Annotated in this window: 17 protein-coding genes; 12 read left to right on the top strand and 5 right to left on the bottom strand. The window is 59.3% G+C overall.

Translation table 11 applies throughout. The features are described 5' to 3' along the window. Positions 1-105: 105 nt before the first annotated feature. Positions 106-990: a LysR family transcriptional regulator gene (locus M0D64_RS16090; RefSeq protein WP_266258432.1), complete on the top strand. Its 885-nt coding sequence runs from the start codon at positions 106-108 to the stop codon at positions 988-990. Between the two features lie 717 nt (positions 991-1,707). Then, positions 1,708-3,633 carry a YncE family protein gene (locus tag M0D64_RS16095; protein ID WP_266258433.1) on the top strand — a complete coding sequence of 642 codons (1,926 nt, stop codon included), beginning with the start codon at positions 1,708-1,710 and terminating at the stop codon, positions 3,631-3,633. A 182-nt stretch (positions 3,634-3,815) separates the two neighbouring features. On the opposite strand, the gene M0D64_RS16100 is transcribed toward M0D64_RS16095, so the two are convergent. The 4 genes from M0D64_RS16100 to M0D64_RS16115 all read right to left on the bottom strand — a co-directional run bounded on the left by M0D64_RS16100 (position 3,816) and on the right by M0D64_RS16115 (position 7,593). Further along, complete coding sequence (locus M0D64_RS16100) at positions 3,816-4,451, bottom strand: riboflavin synthase (RefSeq protein WP_266258434.1); 636 nt, start codon at positions 4,449-4,451, stop codon at positions 3,816-3,818. A 15-nt stretch (positions 4,452-4,466) separates the two neighbouring features. Further along, complete coding sequence (gene ribD, locus M0D64_RS16105) at positions 4,467-5,636, bottom strand: bifunctional diaminohydroxyphosphoribosylaminopyrimidine deaminase/5-amino-6-(5-phosphoribosylamino)uracil reductase RibD (protein ID WP_266258435.1); 1,170 nt, start codon at positions 5,634-5,636, stop codon at positions 4,467-4,469. A gap of 84 nt (positions 5,637-5,720) precedes the next feature. Beyond that, positions 5,721-7,004: a glutamate-1-semialdehyde 2,1-aminomutase gene (hemL, locus tag M0D64_RS16110; RefSeq protein ID WP_266258436.1), complete on the bottom strand. Its 1,284-nt coding sequence runs from the start codon at positions 7,002-7,004 to the stop codon at positions 5,721-5,723. A gap of 91 nt (positions 7,005-7,095) precedes the next feature. Then, positions 7,096-7,593, bottom strand: coding sequence for a hypothetical protein (locus M0D64_RS16115; protein WP_266258437.1), 498 nt, complete (start codon positions 7,591-7,593; stop codon positions 7,096-7,098). Between the two features lie 249 nt (positions 7,594-7,842). On the opposite strand from M0D64_RS16115, the gene M0D64_RS16120 reads away from it, so the two are divergent. From M0D64_RS16120 to M0D64_RS16130, 3 genes are all read left to right on the top strand, one after another. Beyond that, on the top strand, positions 7,843-9,063 hold the full coding sequence (locus M0D64_RS16120) for a Bcr/CflA family multidrug efflux MFS transporter (RefSeq protein WP_154559923.1): 1,221 nt from the start codon (positions 7,843-7,845) through the stop codon (positions 9,061-9,063). A gap of 188 nt (positions 9,064-9,251) precedes the next feature. Next, the gene (locus tag M0D64_RS16125) at positions 9,252-9,482 is read left to right on the top strand and encodes a hypothetical protein (RefSeq protein ID WP_054037416.1); all 231 of its coding nucleotides are present in this window, start codon (positions 9,252-9,254) and stop codon (positions 9,480-9,482) included. Positions 9,483-9,569: 87 nt separating this feature from the next. Then, on the top strand, positions 9,570-9,974 hold the full coding sequence (locus M0D64_RS16130; protein WP_266258438.1) for a RidA family protein: 405 nt from the start codon (positions 9,570-9,572) through the stop codon (positions 9,972-9,974). 33 nt (positions 9,975-10,007) lie between these two features. On the opposite strand, the gene M0D64_RS16135 is transcribed toward M0D64_RS16130, so the two are convergent. Further along, positions 10,008-10,466, bottom strand: coding sequence for a hypothetical protein (locus tag M0D64_RS16135; protein WP_266258439.1), 459 nt, complete (start codon positions 10,464-10,466; stop codon positions 10,008-10,010). 695 nt (positions 10,467-11,161) lie between these two features. Between M0D64_RS16135 and M0D64_RS16140 the strand changes: the two genes are divergently transcribed. The 7 genes from M0D64_RS16140 to M0D64_RS16170 all read left to right on the top strand — a co-directional run bounded on the left by M0D64_RS16140 (position 11,162) and on the right by M0D64_RS16170 (position 18,681). Then, positions 11,162-12,397 (top strand): tyrosine-type recombinase/integrase, encoded by a 1,236-nt coding sequence (locus M0D64_RS16140; protein ID WP_266258440.1) that lies wholly within the window; start codon positions 11,162-11,164, stop codon positions 12,395-12,397. Positions 12,398-12,524: 127 nt separating this feature from the next. Next, complete coding sequence (locus M0D64_RS16145; protein ID WP_266258441.1) at positions 12,525-13,220, top strand: hypothetical protein; 696 nt, start codon at positions 12,525-12,527, stop codon at positions 13,218-13,220. A 373-nt stretch (positions 13,221-13,593) separates the two neighbouring features. After that, positions 13,594-13,824, top strand: coding sequence for an AlpA family transcriptional regulator (locus tag M0D64_RS16150; protein WP_266258442.1), 231 nt, complete (start codon positions 13,594-13,596; stop codon positions 13,822-13,824). 16 nt (positions 13,825-13,840) lie between these two features. Then, positions 13,841-14,053 (top strand): hypothetical protein, encoded by a 213-nt coding sequence (locus M0D64_RS16155; RefSeq protein ID WP_266258443.1) that lies wholly within the window; start codon positions 13,841-13,843, stop codon positions 14,051-14,053. Beyond that, positions 14,054-15,181, top strand: coding sequence for a hypothetical protein (locus tag M0D64_RS16160; protein WP_266258444.1), 1,128 nt, complete (start codon positions 14,054-14,056; stop codon positions 15,179-15,181). It abuts the gene before it with no gap. Further along, positions 15,171-16,832: an AAA family ATPase gene (locus M0D64_RS16165; RefSeq protein ID WP_266258445.1), complete on the top strand. Its 1,662-nt coding sequence runs from the start codon at positions 15,171-15,173 to the stop codon at positions 16,830-16,832. The genes M0D64_RS16160 and M0D64_RS16165 overlap by 11 nt, the downstream gene beginning before the upstream one ends. A 628-nt stretch (positions 16,833-17,460) precedes the next feature. After that, positions 17,461-18,681, top strand: coding sequence for an inovirus-type Gp2 protein (locus tag M0D64_RS16170; protein WP_266258446.1), 1,221 nt, complete (start codon positions 17,461-17,463; stop codon positions 18,679-18,681). The last annotated feature ends 15 nt before the right edge of the window (positions 18,682-18,696 follow it).

The raw sequence follows: 18,696 nt of genomic DNA on the forward strand, positions 1-18,696 counted from the left end.
ATCAAAACTGTAATCGCACGGTTCGCTTTGCGTCAGCTTGTCGGAGGTAAGTTAGTGAAGTGAGCCCCTATCCTATGCGTAGTCGCCGTGAACCAGCTTGACGCCATGCGTATGTTTGCAAAAGTCGCCGAATCGCTGAGCTTTGCGGCTGCGGCGAAGCAACTCGGCGTATCCAGTGCCGTTGTCACACGAGGCATTGCGACGCTAGAGGCGCACCTCAACACACGCCTGCTCAACCGGACGAAGCGGCGTATATCGCTTACCGAGGCGGGTCAAGCCTACTTGCAAGGATGCACGGAACTGATAACGCAACTCAACATGTTGGATGCGAGCGTCTCGTCCGCGACGCAGGAGTCGGTCGGCTCGCTGAAGATAGCGGCTTCGGAGTTCTTTGCTGCCACCTACCTCAGCGATTTACTGACCGCATATCACGCTGCAGAACCGGGCGTGAGATTCGAAATGACGGTCTTCGCAAGCACGCAGGATCTTGACGGCAACGATCATGACGTGTGGTTCAGTGCCGAACGCCGGCTGCGAGATTCGTCGCTGATCTGCCGCCCGCTCACGCAGTGTCGCGACGTGATCGTTGCGTCGCCAACGTACCTTGCGCGGCGCGGTCCGCCAGAGGTGCCGCAGAACCTTCCCGACCATAACGTTCTGCTCGCGTCGAACGTAGCGACTCGCCACTGGGAATTCCGCGATGCTCACGGTCCCCGTCGAGTCGCCGTGCATCCGATCTTCACTTCGCCCAATCTGATGGCGGTAAAACGGGCAGCATTGGCGGGCCCCGGCGTTGCGCGCCTGCCGCGGCCGCTGATCGAGTCGCAACTGCGTGCGGGCGCGCTCAAGCTGCTGCTTGACTGTTTCGATCTCGAAGGCGACGAGCGCACTATGTGGATGCTCTATTCGGGGCGTCGTTACATAACGCAGCGCGTGCGAAGTTTTGTCGACTTCGTTGTTGCTCGCTATCGGGAGCCGCAGATCTTCTGATAGCAGCAATCATCGTCGCAAAGGCGATGGGTTGTTTAGGTAGGTGTTCATGAGATAGAGAATTCAAACTCTGTGGGGTACCTACCCAGGGGCGCAGCAATTTCCCCATTGCTTAAACCATAAGGTGTCGACAGTTGTCCCCGGCTCGCGAACTCACAAAACGTGATTGCAGCAGTCGCAGCGCATGGGGTGGATGTGTGATATTGGCGCCAGAGCTGCCTGTCGATAACTTGTGCCGACAGGCAGGTCAGGGTCGAGCGGAAGATCGAGCCGACCAATGAAACAACGCACCGATAAACTCGTGCGCCAAAGCAACTTTACATCCGAGCTATGCCTGCACCCACTATCACTCCGCCCGCCGTCGACCCACTTCGGCCCGTGAGCCCAGCCGATCTCAACGGCGGCGTCCAAAGATGGATCGGTCGTTCGTTGACCCGCATGGCCAGGTGCGGCAGCCGGCTAATGTGACGGTGCCATGAAAATGCCAACGTACGCAATCGCACACTTCTGCTCGGATTGGTCTTCGGGCTTCGCGCCCAGAGCACTATTTTTCAGAAGCACGTCCCTCGACTGACAAAACCGGCGCGGAACGTGCCGGCCTGTACGGCACGCCGATTTGATTGCGCCGGACCGCATCCTTACTTGCCAGCCACCTCATTGCAGCCATCCGGTCTCCTGATGGCGGCCGTTGCACGTGTTGCAAATTGGGGGTACGTCATGAAACGAATCTGTGCCGCATTCCTTGCGGCAATGCTGAGCGCTACGATCGCGTCAGAATGTCAGGGCCAGTACACGACTGACTGGATAGCGAATACGTATGGGACTAACGCCACTCACGTAGGTAACGCCGCGCGTTCGATGTGGGTTGCGCCAGAAGGCACCATTTACACCGCTTCCATGTGGGACGAGAACGAGGGTGGCATTGCGATCTACAAGAGTGGTTTGAACGCCGGCAGCCTTGGCGCGCATGGCGAACCACAAGGCAGTGCCATCACCGGCAATGCCACCAAGCTCTGGGCACCGCGCCAGTGGGGACGCGTGAACGGGGTCTACTCGAGCGGCCTCGTGATCAGATACGACCGGGTGACGGGAGCGTTTGACCAGAGCATCCAGGTCTCGTGCGACACCACCGAGCGGCGCGCCGATGTGATCACCGGTATCGCCACCTGGTCCCACTTCTGGACGGCGAGCGACAACCCGTGCGCGCGCATGCGACTTTACGACATCAATGGCACCTGGCTGCGTGACATTGCCGTGACTGACCCCGGTGCACTAGCGTTCGACGGCAATGGCAACATCCTCGTCGCCCAGGAGGCAGAGGGCACCGTCCTTCAGGTCAGCCAGACAGGCACGATCCTGCATACGCTCACCCTGCCCACCGGCGAAGTCCCGCATGCGCTCTACTTCGACTCAACCACGCAGTATCTTTGGATCGGCGACGCGGGACCGGACCAGAACGCGAAGATCTACGACACGCGCACGTGGACACTGAAAAGCACGTTCGGGGTGGCGGGTGGCTATCTGGATACAACGACTGGTACGAAAGGGCAGGTGGGGAGCCTGCGCTTCGCGCGCATCGACGGCATCGGCAAAGACTCGGCCGGCAACCTCTACATCCTTTCCCAGCCGTGGGGAGGCTCATGGGACCATGGCCGCACAGGAGGCACAGACCTCTACGCATACAGCCCGACAGGTAAGCTCCTCTACAACCTGCGTGCACTGAATTTCGAGGCGATAGCCGCCCCCGATCCGGCGACTGACGCAACCCTGTTCTATTCCGGCGTGAACATCTATTCAGGCACAGGTAGTGCGGACTGGAAGTTTGTCGCCAACACCGTTGACCCGTTCACGTATCCGTCCGACCCCCGCCTCGACGTGACTTACCGGGGTCGCGGCCTGCACTTCGGCATGATTGCGAGCGCAGGAACGAACAGGGTGCTGGTCGCCACTGACCAGAACCCCGACGGCTTCTACTTCTTTCACTTTGACCCTGCCCAGGGCTACACTGCCGTCCCGGATGGCGTATTGCCGGGCACGCTATTCAATGCCACTGCGCTGGTTCGCAACGGCTTCTGCCTCGACAGCAGGGGCGACGTGTGGGCCGGGCTCGACAAGACGAACCGGATCTGGCACTGGCCGCTGACCGGGTTCGATGCGAACGGCAAGCCGTCATGGGGAGCGCCCGTAACCGTGCCGGTTCCTGCATCGATCGGTGACCTGAGCCGCATCATCTACCTGCCCGAAAGCGACACGATGATTCTCGGGCAGCGGATCACGGGCAGCACTGACTGGACCGGCATCGGAACCCGCGTAGAGGTCTACCACGGGTGGCTCGCCGGCAACACAACCAACCCGAACCCGGTTATCACGCTCACCAGCGCCAATCCGAAGTCCCTCACTGCTGCTGGCAACTACCTGTTCGTTGGCTACGTCCACACCGTGCCCAATATCGATGCCTTCAACCTGACGACGGGCAGTTTGGACAATACGTTCATCAACAGCAACCCAAGCAATGTGTACGTCGGCAATGACATGGATTCGATGTACGGTCTTAGATCGTACCTTCGATCGAGCGGGGAGTACGCGGTCACGAAGGACAACTACAACGGCACCAGCATCGTTGTTTATCGTTGGACTCCGTGATCACCCGTGCCCGTCGCGCCTACTCCACCGGCCTCAGACCAGCAATCTGGTAAATCGCAGCGCGCAGCGCGCAGACAACCACGCGCCGCCAATGGATCGTTGACCGATGTACCGTCACAATGCTGTAGATCTGGCTGGATTTGACGAGACGACGGCAGACAGTTGTTTGGCGAAAAATCCAGTTACTTCAATGGGGTATGGCCGTTATCAGACGTGCTGAGCATCCGCTCCACGTACCGCGCAATCAGATCGATCTCCAGATTGACCGGCGAACCCTCGCGCAAATTCTTGAGCGACGTCACCTGAACCGTGTGCGGAATCAGATTGATCGAAAACTCACAGCCATCGTCGCGATCTTTAATCGAGTTGACGGTCAGGCTCACGCCGTTGACGGTGATCGAGCCTTTATAAGCCAGATAGCGGCCGATCTCGCGCGGCGCCAGCACGCGCAGTTCGTGCGATTCGCCGACCGGCGCAAAATACGTGACCGTGCCGAGGCCGTCCACGTGGCCTGAGACGATATGGCCGCCGAGCCGGTCATGCGCGCGCAGCGCCTTCTCGAGATTGACCTCGCCGGTCTCGCCCAGGCCCGCCGTGCAGTTCAGGCTTTCGCGCGACACGTCGACTTCGAACGAATGCGCGGTCTTTGCCACGACCGTCATGCAGGCGCCCTGGATCGTGATGCTGTCGCCGAGCTGGACGTCTTCGAGTTCGAGGCCGCCGGCTTCGACGTTCAGGCGCACGCCCGCGTCACCATCTGTGCCGAGGGGTTTGACTGATTCGATGCGGCCCACCGCCGCGACGATTCCTGTAAACATCGTGTTAGTCCTTGATCAATTCGAAGTTGGTTGGGGTGCGGGCTCGGTCCCGGCTTCGGGTGCCGGATCCGGCACGGCGCGGGGCACAAAGCGCGCAAGAATCCGCAGATCGTCGCCGATCCGGTCGACTGCGTGGAAGTTCAGATGCGTGCGGCCGTCGAGCGTCTCCGGCGCGTTCAGATTGAACATGCTCATCGAGTCTACGCCAAGCAGGCTGGGCGCAAGATAGACCAGCAGTTCGTCGACGCAGCCTTCGCGCAGCAACGAACCGTTCAGCTTGTAGCCCGCCTCGACGTGCAGTTCGTTGACGTTACGCTCGCCGAGTATTTTCAGCATGGCGGGCAAATCGACCTTGCCGGACGCGTTCGCCAGTTGCACGATCTCCGCGCCGCGATCGCGCAGTGCGGCGGCTCGCTCGGTGTGACGCTCGTCGAGATTGCCGCAGAAAATCAGCGTGGGTGCGCCGGCCAGAATCTGCGCGTCAGGCGGCACGTCGAGCTGGCTGTCGATCAGCACGCGTTGCGGCTGGCGCGGCGTGTCGACGGCACGCACGGTCATGCGGGGGTCGTCTTCCCGGACGGTGCCGATACCCGTCAGAATCGCCGACGCGCGGGCGCGCCACGCGTGACCATCGGCGCGCGCCGCTTCGCCGGTAATCCATTGACTGACACCCGACGGCAAGCCGGTGCGGCCATCCAGCGAGGCGGCCACTTTCATGCGCACCCATGGGCGGCCACGCGTCATGCGCGACACGAAGCCGATGTTCAGTTCGTGCGCTTCGTTGGCGAGCAGCCCGCAACGTACTTCAATGCCGGCGTCGCGCAGCATCTTGAGGCCACGCCCGGAGACTTGCGGATTCGGGTCTTCCATGGCCGCGACCACGCGCTCGACTTGTGCTTCGATCAGCGCGTTCGCGCACGGCGGCGTACGGCCGAAATGGCTGCACGGTTCGAGCGTCACGTAGGCCGTGGCGCCGCGCAGATCATGGCCGCGCGAACGCGCGTCCTTCAACGCGCGAACTTCGGCATGATCCTGGCCGGCCGGTTGCGTGAAGCCTTCGCCGATCACCTCGCCGTTCTTGACGAGCACGCAACCGACGCGCGGATTCGGGTCAGTCGTGTACATGCCGCGCCTGGCTAGTGCGAGCGCGCGTTCCATATGGACGAAGTCGGTTTGCGAAAACATCGGTGTCCGGTCGGGTGCGGTGGCTAGGTAGTGTTGGGCCTGGGTTTCGGCGGTTTCTGCGTCTCGGTCTGTGTCTCGCCGGCCTCAAGCCGCGAGCGAGGTGAACGCGCCGCGCGCGGCGTCGATCGTGGCGTCGATGATCGCGTCGTCGTGCGCGATCGAAACGAAGCCCGCTTCATAGGCCGACGGCGCGAAGTACACGCCCGCGTCGAGCATCTTGTGGAAGAACGCATTGAAGCGCGGCACGTCGCTCTTCGTGACTTCGGCAAAGCTGGTCGGAATCGACTCGGTGAAGTAGAGGCCGAACATGCCGCCAAGCGAATCGGCCGCGAACGGCACCTTCGCTTCGCGCGCGACATTCGCGAGACCTTCCGCAAGACGCGTGGTGCGGGCGGCGAGCGTGTCGTAGAAACCCGGCGCCTGAATTAGTTGCAGCGTCTTCAGGCCCGCGGCGACTGCGATCGGATTGCCCGACAAGGTGCCCGCCTGGTAGACGCCGCCGAGCGGCGCGAGGTGAGCCATGATGTCGCGGCGGCCGCCGAAGGCCGCGGCCGGCATGCCGCCACCAATCACCTTCCCCAGGCACGTCAGGTCCGGCGTAATGCCGTAGACCTCTTGAGCGCCACCCAGGGCGACGCGGAAACCGCACATCACTTCGTCGAAAATCAGTACCGAACCGTACTCGGTGCACAGGCGCCGCAAGGCTTGCAGGAATTCAGGCGTGGCGCGCACGAGGTTCATGTTGCCCGCCACCGGCTCGACGATCACCGAGGCGATCTCGTTGCCGAACGCCTTGAACGCTTCTTCGAGTTCCGCGACGTTGTTGTACTCGAGCACCGTGGTGTGCTTGGCGATATCGGCCGGCACGCCCGCCGAAGTCGGATTGCCGAACGTGAGCAGGCCCGAGCCGGCTTTGACCAGCAGGCTGTCCGCGTGACCGTGATAGCAGCCTTCGAACTTGACGATGCGGCTGCGGTTCGTGAAGCCGCGCGCGAGACGCAGCGCGCTCATGGTCGCTTCAGTGCCGCTCGAGACCATGCGGACCTGTTCGATCGACGGGACCAGCTTGCAGATTTCTTCGGCGATTTCGATTTCGGATTCCGTCGGCGCGCCGAACGAGAAGCCGTTAGCCAGCACGCGCTGGACGGCTTCCAGCACTTCCGGATGGACGTGGCCGAGGATCATCGGGCCCCATGAGCCGATGTAGTCGATATAGCGTTGGCCGTCCGCGTCCCAGAAGTACGCTCCTTCGGCGCGTTCGATGAAGCGCGGCGTGCCGCCTACCGAACGGAAGGCGCGGACCGGCGAGTTCACGCCGCCGGGGATGGTGCGCTGCGCGCGTTCGAAGAGGGTCTGATTATTGGACATGGCGATGGCTGGAAATTGGGTTGCGCAGCGGCGCGGGTAGCCTGGAGGCGGCTGGCGCGGCGCTGGGATGAGTACAGAAATTGTACCGGAGTCAGCGTGAAGAGGTTTTGGGTATGCCCAAGCTGGCGGATGTGTTTAGCTTTGGCGGCTTGCGCTTGCCCGTGAGCTCGGCCCAGCGCTTCTCCAGCGCGCCTTCCGCCATGGGCTTGATCACGGTGCCCGAACTCTGCGCGTCCCACGTTTGCACCGAAAACGGATGCGTGCGCAACATCTCGCGTGGAATCACGACACCCTCGTGTGCGTCGACCACCCAGTCGTAGACGAAGTCGATGCACAAGCGGTAGCCGCGCTTCGTCGCCGGGTCGGGGACTTCGTACGGCGCGCGCGTCACGTAGCCCGAGCCGAAAATGCCCTTGGGTTCCTGCGCGACACGGTGCAGGAACACGCGGTCGCCCGGCAGGATGCTGCGGGCAAATCCGCAACCCCATACATCAGCCACCGCTACGCCTGCGGCGACCCGTTTCGCCACGTCGGGCAACTCGGGCCACGGCCATTTCTTGGGGCTCCAGATCAACAGGAAGGCAGTCATGACAAGGTCGGAACAGGGCAGTGTGGAAGGCGTAGCGGACAGGTTTGTGTCACGCCCCGAAGCGTTCTGGCGGCAGCTTAACCGATCGACGGCGCGCTTGTCGCGGGGCATGGAGGGCTCGTGGCCATCCGGGCCCGGACGCCTCGGACGGTTTAGCCGTCGCGTACAATCGAGGTCGTCAAGCTGCTGCTTTCCCTGTTTCACCGCGTGTCGCTGCCGATGAGGGCGCTGCGCTTCATCTGGATTCCCATGTCTCACGTCACCCGAAGCCGGCCCGATGGCCGGCTGATTCTGTTGCTCGGTGCGCTTGCCGCGTGCGGGCCGATTTCGATCGATATGTATTTGCCGAGCCTGCCGACTATCTCGCAGGCATTCGCCATCAGCAACGGCGCCGCGCAAACCACGCTCACCAGCTTCATGTTCGGCTTTTCGATCGGCATGCTGCTCTATGGTCCGTTGTCGGATACCTATGGCCGCCGGCCCGTGCTGCTCGGCGGCATCATCATGTATGCGCTGGCAAGCGTGGCCTGTGCGCTGTCGTTTTCGATCGGATCGCTGGTGATATTCCGCTTCGTGCAGGCGCTCGGCGCGGGCGCGGCCTCGGTGCTGGCCCGCGCGATCGCTCGCGACGCGCACGGTCCGACCGATGCCGCGCGGGTGCTGTCGATGCTCGCCATCGTCACGTCGATCGGGCCGTTGCTCGCGCCGCTGATCGGCGGACAGTTGCTGTTGCTCGGCGGCTGGCGCGTCGTCTTTATCGTGCTGACGCTGTTCGGTACGGTGTGCGCGGTGACCGCTTTCCTCAAGGTGCCGGAAACGTGGCCGCCCGAAAAGCGTGCGCATTCAGCGCTGCTGAAATCGTTCGGCGCCTATGGCAAATTGCTGCGCGATCCGGTCGCGTGGGGGCACATGCTGTGCGGCGGGATGGCGTTCGCGTCGATGTTTGCGTACATCACCGCGACGCCGTTCGTGTACATCGAATATTTCCATGTATCGGCGCAGCACTATGGCTTTCTGTTCGCGCTGAATATCGTCGGCATCATGTTCGGCAACTTGATGAATACGCGTCTCGTCGGCCGGCTCGGTTCACTGCCGATCATTTCGTTCGCCGCGACTGTGAGTTGCATCGCGTCCCTGTTCGTTTGTCTCGTCTCGCTGACGGGGTGGGGCGGGTTGTGGTCGATCGTTTTCGGTTTGTTCTTCGTGGTCGGCGTGGTGGGGTTGTTGTCCGCTAACTGCACGACCGATCTTATGCATCGGTATCCGTTGAATGCCGGCGCCGCGGCCGCCGTGTTCGGCGCGGTGCAGTTGGCGCTCGGCGCGTTGGCGAGCCTCGCGGTCGGACTCTGGCAAGACGGCTCGCCCAAGGGCATGGGCATCGTCGTGGGCGTCGCGGGCGTGCTGTGTTACGTCGGGCGGATTCTGGTAGTCAAATGGCACGGGATGAAGGTACCTGTCGCTGCTGTTTGACGGCATCGCGAGCAGGCATTCTTCGCTAAACGCGGATCATTGTTCCTTAGCCGAAACGCGCGGCCTGCTTGCTTCTTCATCCGGCGCGAACAATGTGTCTACGGAAAACACCAGGTGTTGCGTGCGCGCGACCGTGCGTTTCAATTTGCATTGCTATGATGGCGTCACTGTTCCTCGGAGCGGCAATCATGGCGATCAGAGATTTGATGAATGGCGAACGGCAACATGCTGCCTTCGCTGAAGCGCAGAAGCTGGCAGACAGCGGCGCCTATCACGATTACACAGACATCGAATACGTCTTGCGCTTTGATTACGGTTTGTCTGATGTATCGGCGCTGCTCGACAGCCAGTTGATGCATCGCGACCTGAATCGCCGTTGCGCCGATGCGCGTGAGAAGCTGGATGCGCTTAGCGTGTGACGCGTCTGACGTGGGCGGTGAGCGGCATGCAGCGTCCTGTGCATAGCCACGCGCTGCGAAGGCGCCATCCACTTTGGAGTTGCATTCATGGCTGTTAGCCAGCACGACCCGCATCTGCCGCACATGGACAATCCCGCTGGTTTGGCAAAGCCGGGTGGCCATTACAGTCATGTTGCGATTGCGAATGGTTTTGTTTTCGTCTCGGGACAGTTGCCGATCAACGCACAGGGCGAGAAGCTTGCTGACGCCTCGTTCGAGGTCCAGGCCGAGCAGGTGTTGGCGAATGTTCAGGCTGCGCTTGAGGGTGCCGGCAGCAGCATTGCACAACTGGTGCAGGTACGCGTCTATATCGCCGATATCGAACACTGGGCGAGCTTCAATCAGATCTACGCGCGTTGGGCAGGTGAGGCACGGCCGGCGCGGGCCGTCGTGCCGGTTCCACACCTGCATTACGGGTTGAAGGTCGAGGTCGAGGCGACCGCGCTGGTTTAAGTCGTTGTGGTGTCGAGGCGTTGCGACTCAGTTTCAGTGAATGATGAGGCCGTTGAACTGGGCATTGCCCACACCGGACGCGATATTCACGCCGACATTGCCGCTCACCGCTGCCAGTGAGCCGGCGCCGAGTTTGGCGGAGGTGCTGCCCGTCACTTGCGCGACGGCACGCACATTCTGTTGTGATGTGATCGTTGCTTGCGGTGTGGTGATGAGGATGATCTGGTTGGACTGAGCATTCAGCGCACCGGCTGAGGCGTTCACGCCGATATTGCCGCTTGCGCCTCTCAGCGTATTGGCGCCCAGGGTAGCGGCGGAGGCGCCCACTTTCGCGCTGCCGCCAACGTCCTGCAGATTCGACAGCCTGGCCGAGCCGAATACCGCTGCGCTATCGTCGTCGGACAGCGCCGTTGACGTGCCTGCAAGCGCGGACGATGCGCCCGCGCTCGCGGCAACCCAAATTAGTGCACAGGCTAAAGTACTGACTTTCATGAGCAACTCCCTGGCGTGCTGACGCACAGATAGTCTTGATATCGACCATGGGAGCAAGATGTTGAGGGAGGGGTTCCCCTTAATGCGGGTGCTGCCGAGAGATTGACTGATACGACCTTGGCCAGGAACGAGCTTGGCCAGAAATTACCACCTCCCGCGGCCGCCGTAATAACCGCCGACGCCAACCCCCACGCTGACGCTCGGGACGGCATAGTAGCCGGGCGCATATCCGTATGCCGGTGCGTAGCCATAGGGTGGTGCAACCACACACCCGGTAAGGCCCACTGCGAAACCTATCGTTAACAGTAACTTGAGCATGGTTCCTCCCTCTTCATGAGTTGGAGGAGCCGGGCGCAGCATTCGTTCGGCCTGGCTTGTGACAGCAAATTACGCAGCCTCGGTGCAATCGGGCTTTATTTACAGTTGCTTACCCGTTCGACACGTTGCGCATTCGCCGATGGGCGGATTCTTTGATGGCCAGAAATGAAAAACGGGCCGATCGGCCCGTATTCATTGATTGTCTGGCGGAGGCGGTGACCGCCACAAATCTCTGTAATTCAGACCAACAAAAAACAAAAATAACATAACAATCAATGCATTGCGTTTATTTTCTCACCAATGCAGCCCAACATCAACCAACCATATCCACGCGTCAGTGGCATACTGAATGGCATACCGAAAACGAGGCCGTACGTATGGCGACACTGACCGACCTGAAAGCGCGCAACTTAAAACCCGATGACGCGGCACTTCCCCATGGAGGGGTAACGGGTCTCACGCTCCACCCGTCAAGCAGCAAAGGGCATGGCAAGTGGGTATTACGTTTTGTTAGTCCTGTTAGCCGCAAACGTCGCAATGCCGGGCTGGGCAGCTACCCCGAAGTGGGTATCGCAGATGCTGGCAAGCTCGCGGCAGCCATGCGCGAACAGATTGCAAGTGGTATCGACCCATTGGAAGCCAAGGCAGCGGAGGCGATCAAGCCTAAAATGCCGACTTTCAAGGGGGCCGCCGAAACGCTACATGCCGAACTGCTGCCGGGTTGGAAGAACGCGAAGCACGGCCAGCAATGGATCAACACGCTAACGCAGTACGCATTTCCGATCGTCGGATCGATGCCTCTAGACGCTATCCAGCCGCGACACATTGCTGACGTGCTGCGGCCGATATGGTTAGAAAAGGCCGAGACGGCTGGACGCGTGAAACAGCGTATGCAAGCCGTCATGGCATGGGGCTGGGCGCACGGATATTGCAACGCGAACCCGGTTGATGTCGTCGACCTCCTGCTGCCGCAACAACCCGGCAAGGCTGTGCGCACACAGCACCAACCCGCAATGCCGTGGCGGGTGATACCGGCTTTCGTCGGCAAACATTTGCGTGGTGCGCACCGCTACGACGTCACCCGCCCCATGCTGGAGTTCCTGATTCTGACGGCGTGCCGGTCCGGCGAAGTCAGGGGCTTGGTGTGGCAGGAGGTCGACCTCACTGCCGGCGTTTGGACGATCCCCGCGGAGCGGATGAAAGCCAAACTGCCGCATCGGGTTCCGCTGGCGAAACGCGCGGTGGAGATTCTGAAGGGGCAACAAGGTCTCCACGAAGACCTCGCGTTTCCTTCATTGCGGGACGGCGTCGAACTGTCCGACATGGTTCTCACCTCTTTTCTTCGCCGGGTCGAAGCCCCGAGCGATACACCCGGCCGCTTTGCCACGGCCCACGGTTATCGTTCAAGTTTCCGTGACTGGTGCAGCGAACGCGGCTATCCGCGTGACCTGGCCGAGCGTGCCCTCGCCCATTCGGTTCAGAACAAGGTCGAGGCGGCTTATCATCGCACGGACCTAATGGAGCAACGGCGCCCCATGATGGAAGCATGGGCAAACTTTGTGACAGGTACGCAGACGAGCATCAGCGACGTCTCCCAAACCCAAGAGGCATAAGGTCACGTTTTTCTCTTAGAATTGGTCCGGCACGCGCGCTTTGCATGTAACTTCGCGGTTTGCCGTGCAAAGCTTGCCGTTAATTGCAATCTGACAACAACCTTAGCCGAAGCGGTAAATTTGGAAAATGAATACTTTTGCTGGTGAAAATAAACCGCAGCGAACTTTTCACAATATGGCCGTGCGCGTTATAGCGATTCTCGAAAGCCATTTTGTAAATACGATTCCGGAAAAAACGGTTGAAAGTTTTGAGGCTGAAATATTGATCCCCATGTTGGAGGACGATTCGATCAGCGGTGAGGGGTTGTATAACGAAATCAAGACTCAATCTGCCTCGCAACCGATAGGGGATCCGGAATATGCCGCAATGCTGGTCGCATGCGCTTACTACGCGCAGTCTTTGAAAGCGTCTCGCGATAACGACTTGGGTCTGGCGTGGTCGTATATGTCGGATGCCTGCTACTGGGCGGGTGTCATACAACCAATTCAGACCATCTATAAACTGCGCGAGGACACCATCCAGGCAACGCGCATTAACGGCGCGAGTAACGCTGGCAAGGCAAGCGCAAAAAAGAAGTATGAGGCATCCATCGATGTAGCCTACCGACTGGCCCGGGAAATGCGCCCCAAGGAGAAGGGATGGAAATCCCGGCTACATGCTGCGAAAACCATTAAAGACAAGGTGCGGGCTTTTTCGATTGAAAACAAAGATTCAACAACCCCGCTATCGGAACATGAAGTACTGAACACGGTTTATGGCTGGCTCGACAATATGCCCGACGCTGCTGAGCTGTTCCCCAAAAAGCCGAAAAAATCGTCATAGGGCACGGCCCGTCACCGTCGGACAGACCGTGTTAGGCCCCGAAGGGCCACAATCTGATCCGCGTTGTGGGCCCCGACATCAGCATATCGCTGACCGGCGTATGACTGGCACAGGCATCGGCTCTTGTGCTTCCGTCGCTCCCGCCGAGCCTCGACGTGGACGTTCCCCGCCAAACGACATCTCCAAAAAACGCCACCGCCTGCTTCTGTCAGGCCGGTCAGGCGCGTATGCCTGCGGCCCCCTAGCCTGCAAAATCAATCTTACCGGTCTACGCGTTGACGTACACCGTCATCTGGTCAGGCGCCTATTCTGGCCCACCATCACCCTATAAATTTCGGTCATCGAAACCAAACAACCACAAGGAGGTTTTTCGATGACAATAAATCGCCAATCCATGCATGAGATCCTGCGCATTCGTGCGCTCAAGCAAAAGCTCTCGATTTCGGAGAGCAGCATCTATAACAAACTGAACCCGAAAAGCAAATATTTCGACAAAACGTTCCCGCGCCCAATTCGTCTTAGTCCAGGCTGCGTTGGCTGGGTATTGGCGGAGGTCGAGGAATACATTGAGGCTCGTATTGCAGCTAGCCGCAACGATGATTAATAGAGCGGGAGAGGCAATGAATAAGAACTGCATTAATCCAATCTATCCGCAAAATGGGATGTTTCCGACCGCGGGTACAGTCGTGAGCGGTGTCGATCTGGTTCGTGGCGTCAGCGTGGAAGTAAGCGACGCTGTTAGTCTCGATGATGTCGGTATGAAGCAGTATTTCGACGGCGACGAGTGGGACGCAGAGGCCGTCGAGAAGTTCCTGCCCGGGGAGGCAATCTAAATGGCTGCGCGCATCCTACCGATTTTCAATCGCGCATCAGTCGCCGATGATCGTGGCAGCGATGCAGGCGACAGCCATGCGTCGTTCTCTCCGATGAAACGCAATTTGCTGCAAGCCGCGAAGGTTACCTTGGCGGGCACGGCAACGGCGACGTCGCTCTACATCGCGGCGCTTTCAGGTCTGGAGCGTGGTGCCACTCTGGCGGAACGCTTGGCTTGCACGGCTGTTCCGGTCGTGACGGTCGCTGGCCTGCATCTGTTGCCTGCGCTGAGCCGTGGACAGTCGTTCGCGGTGCGTGGTCTGGTGGCTGTCCTGTGCACGGCGGGTCTGGTGGTTACGCTCAGTAGTCAGATTTCGTTTTTCCAATTGGCGCAGCAGCATGCGGGCACCCGGCGGGCTGAAAGCGTGCTGGACACTGCGCGTGTACCGGTGGCTGGCACGCCTGGGCGCAGCCTGACGGCCATCGCCCACGATCAGGCGAGCGCGCGCAAAACACTGGCTCTCATTGACAGCCATCACTGCGATGGCAATTGCACCAGCGAGCATTTGCGCCGCACCACGCTTACTGCGACGCTCGAAGCGCTCGCGATCGAGGCTGACGAGGCACGACGGCGCGAAGCGGCCGAAGATCGTCAGGTGGTACTGGTCGATCGGACGCTGCGGCTGCGTGACGCGATGCGTGACGATCCGGTAATCGTGCGACTCGCAGACCTGACTGGACTGGGCAAGACGAGCGTGAGCCTGCTCCTCGGCCTCGTGTACGCGTGCGTGCTCGACGGCATTGGTGTCTTTGGCTGGTACCTGGTGATGCCCGCGTATCGTCGCGATGGTGATGCCGTGACCGCCCTTGTTGTCGCTACCAGTAGCGGCGTCGAGCGTAAGTACGTTGAGGCGGATAAGGCCGTGGATACCGACAGCGGTATAACGTCCCACTCCCCACTTGACGAGGTCGACTCCCAGCTCATGCAGCTAACGCGCGACGTCTCAGAAGGCAAGGTGCACGCTACTGTCGCGGGCATCCGGAAGTACCTCGGATGCTCGCAGGCAACTGCACTCAAGTTGCGGCGCGGGCTGCAAGGCCCGCTCGCGGCCGCCAGCCAGAGCAAGGGGGGCGGCCATGTCCGCTAATCGATTTAATAGCAACGGTACCGGCGTCATTCTCGAATCGGCGCAGAACATTCCTATGCACTCGCCCCAAGTGATCTGGAAGGACTGGATCTATTGGGCCAAGGTGCACATCTTGGCAGGTCCGCCGTCGACGGGTAAAACCACGATGGCGATTGCCATGGCGGCAACGATTTCAACGGGCGGCTTCTGGCCGGATGGCTCGCACAGTCCGCGCGGACGCGTGGTGATCTGGTCGTCCGAAGACGGCATCGAAGACACGATCATTCCGCGTCTCGTCGCGGCCGGCGCTAACCTGGCCAATATCGATGTAGTGCGCCGGACGGAAGAGGGCTGGATGGCTCGTCCGTTTGATCCGGTTCGTGATCTGCGGCTTCTGGAAGATAAGATCCGGGAACTGCGCGATGTTGTTTTGGTGATTGTGGATTCGATCGCCGATCTGATGCCGGGTAGTCCAGGCAATAACAACAAGGTGCGAAAGAGTCTGCTGCCGCTGGTCGGGCTGGCCGAACGTACCAACTGCGCTGTTTTGGGGTTGACCCATGTGGTGAAGGCATCGAAGAAAAAGCATCCGCTTGAAAGGATTATCGGTGGCGTTGGTCTGGGCGCGGTTGTTCGCGTCGCGATGCTCGTCGCCAAGGACGACAGCGGTGGTTACGGGTCGGTCCGGGAGTGGAGCGTGCTGGTGAAGGCCAAGGCGAATATCTGCCGCGAGGACGGCGGCTTTCTGTATCGCACGACTGGCGAGCAAATTCCAACTACGCATGGACTAATTGAAAGTTCCCGAGTCGAATGGGGTGAGCAGCTGCCTGGCTCGGCAATGGACATTCTGAACCTCGCAGAAGGGGCGGACGCGGGCGCAGGCGGCGGCAAGGTCCAGGCGGCGTGCGACTTCCTGACGGCTACGCTCGAGAACGGTCCTCGTCCGGGTACAGAAGTCGAAGCGATGGCTGCTGCGGCCGGAATTTCGCAAGCGACGCTTCGCCGTGCGCGCGAACAACTCCGCATCGCATCACAGAAGCAGCGCGTTGCGAGTTCGGCGATGTCAAACCAGTGGTCGCTGCCGCTGCAAAATGGTGGCAACGGTATGGCTGGCGCACGCAGCATTGCGGACATGGGCGTATCGATTCAGCCCATTGCACCCGGTTATTTTTCGAAGGGCTGGCTCTCGTCGCCTATGGCTGGCCAGCCGATCTATGGTGCGGCGGGCAATGAGCGCGGAAATGGCGCGTTTGCCGACCGGCGCGATTATCCTGCGCCGTTTTCGCCGGGCGTGGACGATTTCGTTATTCACGGCTCTGAGCAACGTGAACAAGTTGAACAAGTTGAACAAGTTGAGCAAGTTGAGCAAGTTGAGCAACCTGGGCTGAGCGTAGGTGATTGCCGCGGCGTGCGGCAAGAGTCGCAGCCGCAAGGCGGCATGCTTGCTGAAATTCTCGGGTATGCGCTGGAAGAGGTTGATCGCGAGCTTAAGCGTTGCCCTCCGCCTGTGCATAGCGGAGACCAGGCTAGCAACAACGAGGCTGGGATTTACTATGCCGACGTCGTCGACTCGGTGGTCCGAAGACACGAAGATGAATTGACTCCGCCCGAACAGCAGCAATTGTGGAATGCGCTCATGGCAGAACTTCCGAACCGCATTTCCGGAAATTAGGCATGAGCGGCGTGCATGGGTGCATGCCCGTCCTCGAACCCGGGGTGGGCGGGCATGGTTCCTTTGCTTTGTGGTTCGTGGATTGACATGGGCCGAACGTAACCCAATTCGTGCCGTCGCGGTTGCGGCGAGCTTCGATCTGAATCGCACCTTTTTCTGCATCGCCTCTTCGAGCCGTCCAGCAGGATCTCTCCAGCTCATTTGCACATGCACACCGTGCGTCCTGGCATGTGCCGGATCATGGGTGCATCGCACTGAATTGAGTGGCTGGTCGACGAATTATTTTTATGCCTTCAGGTAAAAAATGTCGGGATAACTCTTAATTAGTATGAGGTGGATAATGGTCGATTTATTGATCTGGTAGATGCAGAATTATCGCATTTGCAGGGTAATCAATTTAGGTAATCAGTGAGATCATCGGCTTTATGGTGGTTATCATGGTTGCTATGGTTATCATGGTTTCTTGTCTATGATTAAAGAAATTCGAGATCACGGTTGTCATGGTTGTGATTGGCAAATATACGATCATGAAGTGACAAAAACCTGAAATCATGAATTCCTATCGAAATCGTACCTTATTCATCTTCAGGGAGAAGTTGACATCAATTAACGTGAAAGAAGACTAGCTATGGAAAATGCTAAACAAGTAGCGAAGCTGGACATGCTCGATCAGACGTTCGAGCAGATCGCCCAGAACGAAGGTGTATGTATCGGCCACAGAACCAGGGTAGACCGAAACTGGAAAACAGGTGACTACGGTTGGCTCTTCAAGCGGTTGATCAAGTTCACCAATGCAGTCCTGTATTCAAAACTGATGCCTTTCAATGTTGAGAGAAATGGCAAGCGAACGCGCATAACGGAAGCATCGCATCTCGCGAGCTTCTATAAATACTTTCATCAATACATGGATCTGTACTGGAAAGGTCAATCGTACAGCCCAGATATTGAGCTCTTCTTCGAATGCTTTAACAGCCATCCGAAAATCGGACACTGTGTTTTTCAGGGGGCGAGATGGGAGCTGGAAACGGGGCTCTGTGAGGCTGAGGTATTCAATGATTTTGTCGAATACATGAGACGTGAGGCAATCGCTGGTAACGTCAAGAAACGCATGGCTGACTGGAAAGCCGTATTGAAGGATGAGGCAAAGTCGATTCGAGAATACGTCACGCAATTAGGTCACGCTTACTCGAAAACATTGGCGGTACGCGTGGACATGGGTTACCTGACGGTCGCGCCGAATGAGAACGCAATGCTCGAGCGTACGACATGGGAGACGGGCGATGCGAGTGCATGGTCAGCGTTGAGAGATGCCGAACTTGAGCGAGCAAAGCTGTCGGAGAACGGCGCGCGAATCGACGTGAAAGCCGCATTGGATGATCGTAATCGATTCTTCAAAAATCCCTACGGCGTAGACAAGGATCTATTCGAGCATATGACCGGCTACATTTTGAAGCTCGAGCGCTCCGACGACGGTCCGCTCCACTTTCATTGCCTGTTTTTCTTTGACGGCCAGAAGGTGCAGAACATCAAATATTGGGTCAAGCGTATCGAACGCTACTGGAAGAAAATCACGCAGGACTGCGGATACGTTCACAATTGCCACATCAATCCGAAGAAGGACGAGCTTGAGCAGAAAGGTCGATGGGCGGTGGGGCAGATCAACGGAAACAATCGTGCTCAGGTCGGCAAACTTGCACGCTACGCGGAGTGGTACTTCACCAAGGACGGTCAGCGTGTGCGGGTGAAGCCTAAGGTGAAGTCAAGGCTGCTGACGATGGGTATCGTCCGCAAGAAACGCCTGGGTGGTCCGGGACGGCCGCGAAAAGCGGTGAAAAGGCTGCCCGCATAAACATTCCTCTATCGG

The organism is Paraburkholderia sp. WS6, from assembly GCF_030464835.1.
In the GTDB taxonomy this organism is placed as follows: domain Bacteria; phylum Pseudomonadota; class Gammaproteobacteria; order Burkholderiales; family Burkholderiaceae; genus Paraburkholderia; species Paraburkholderia madseniana.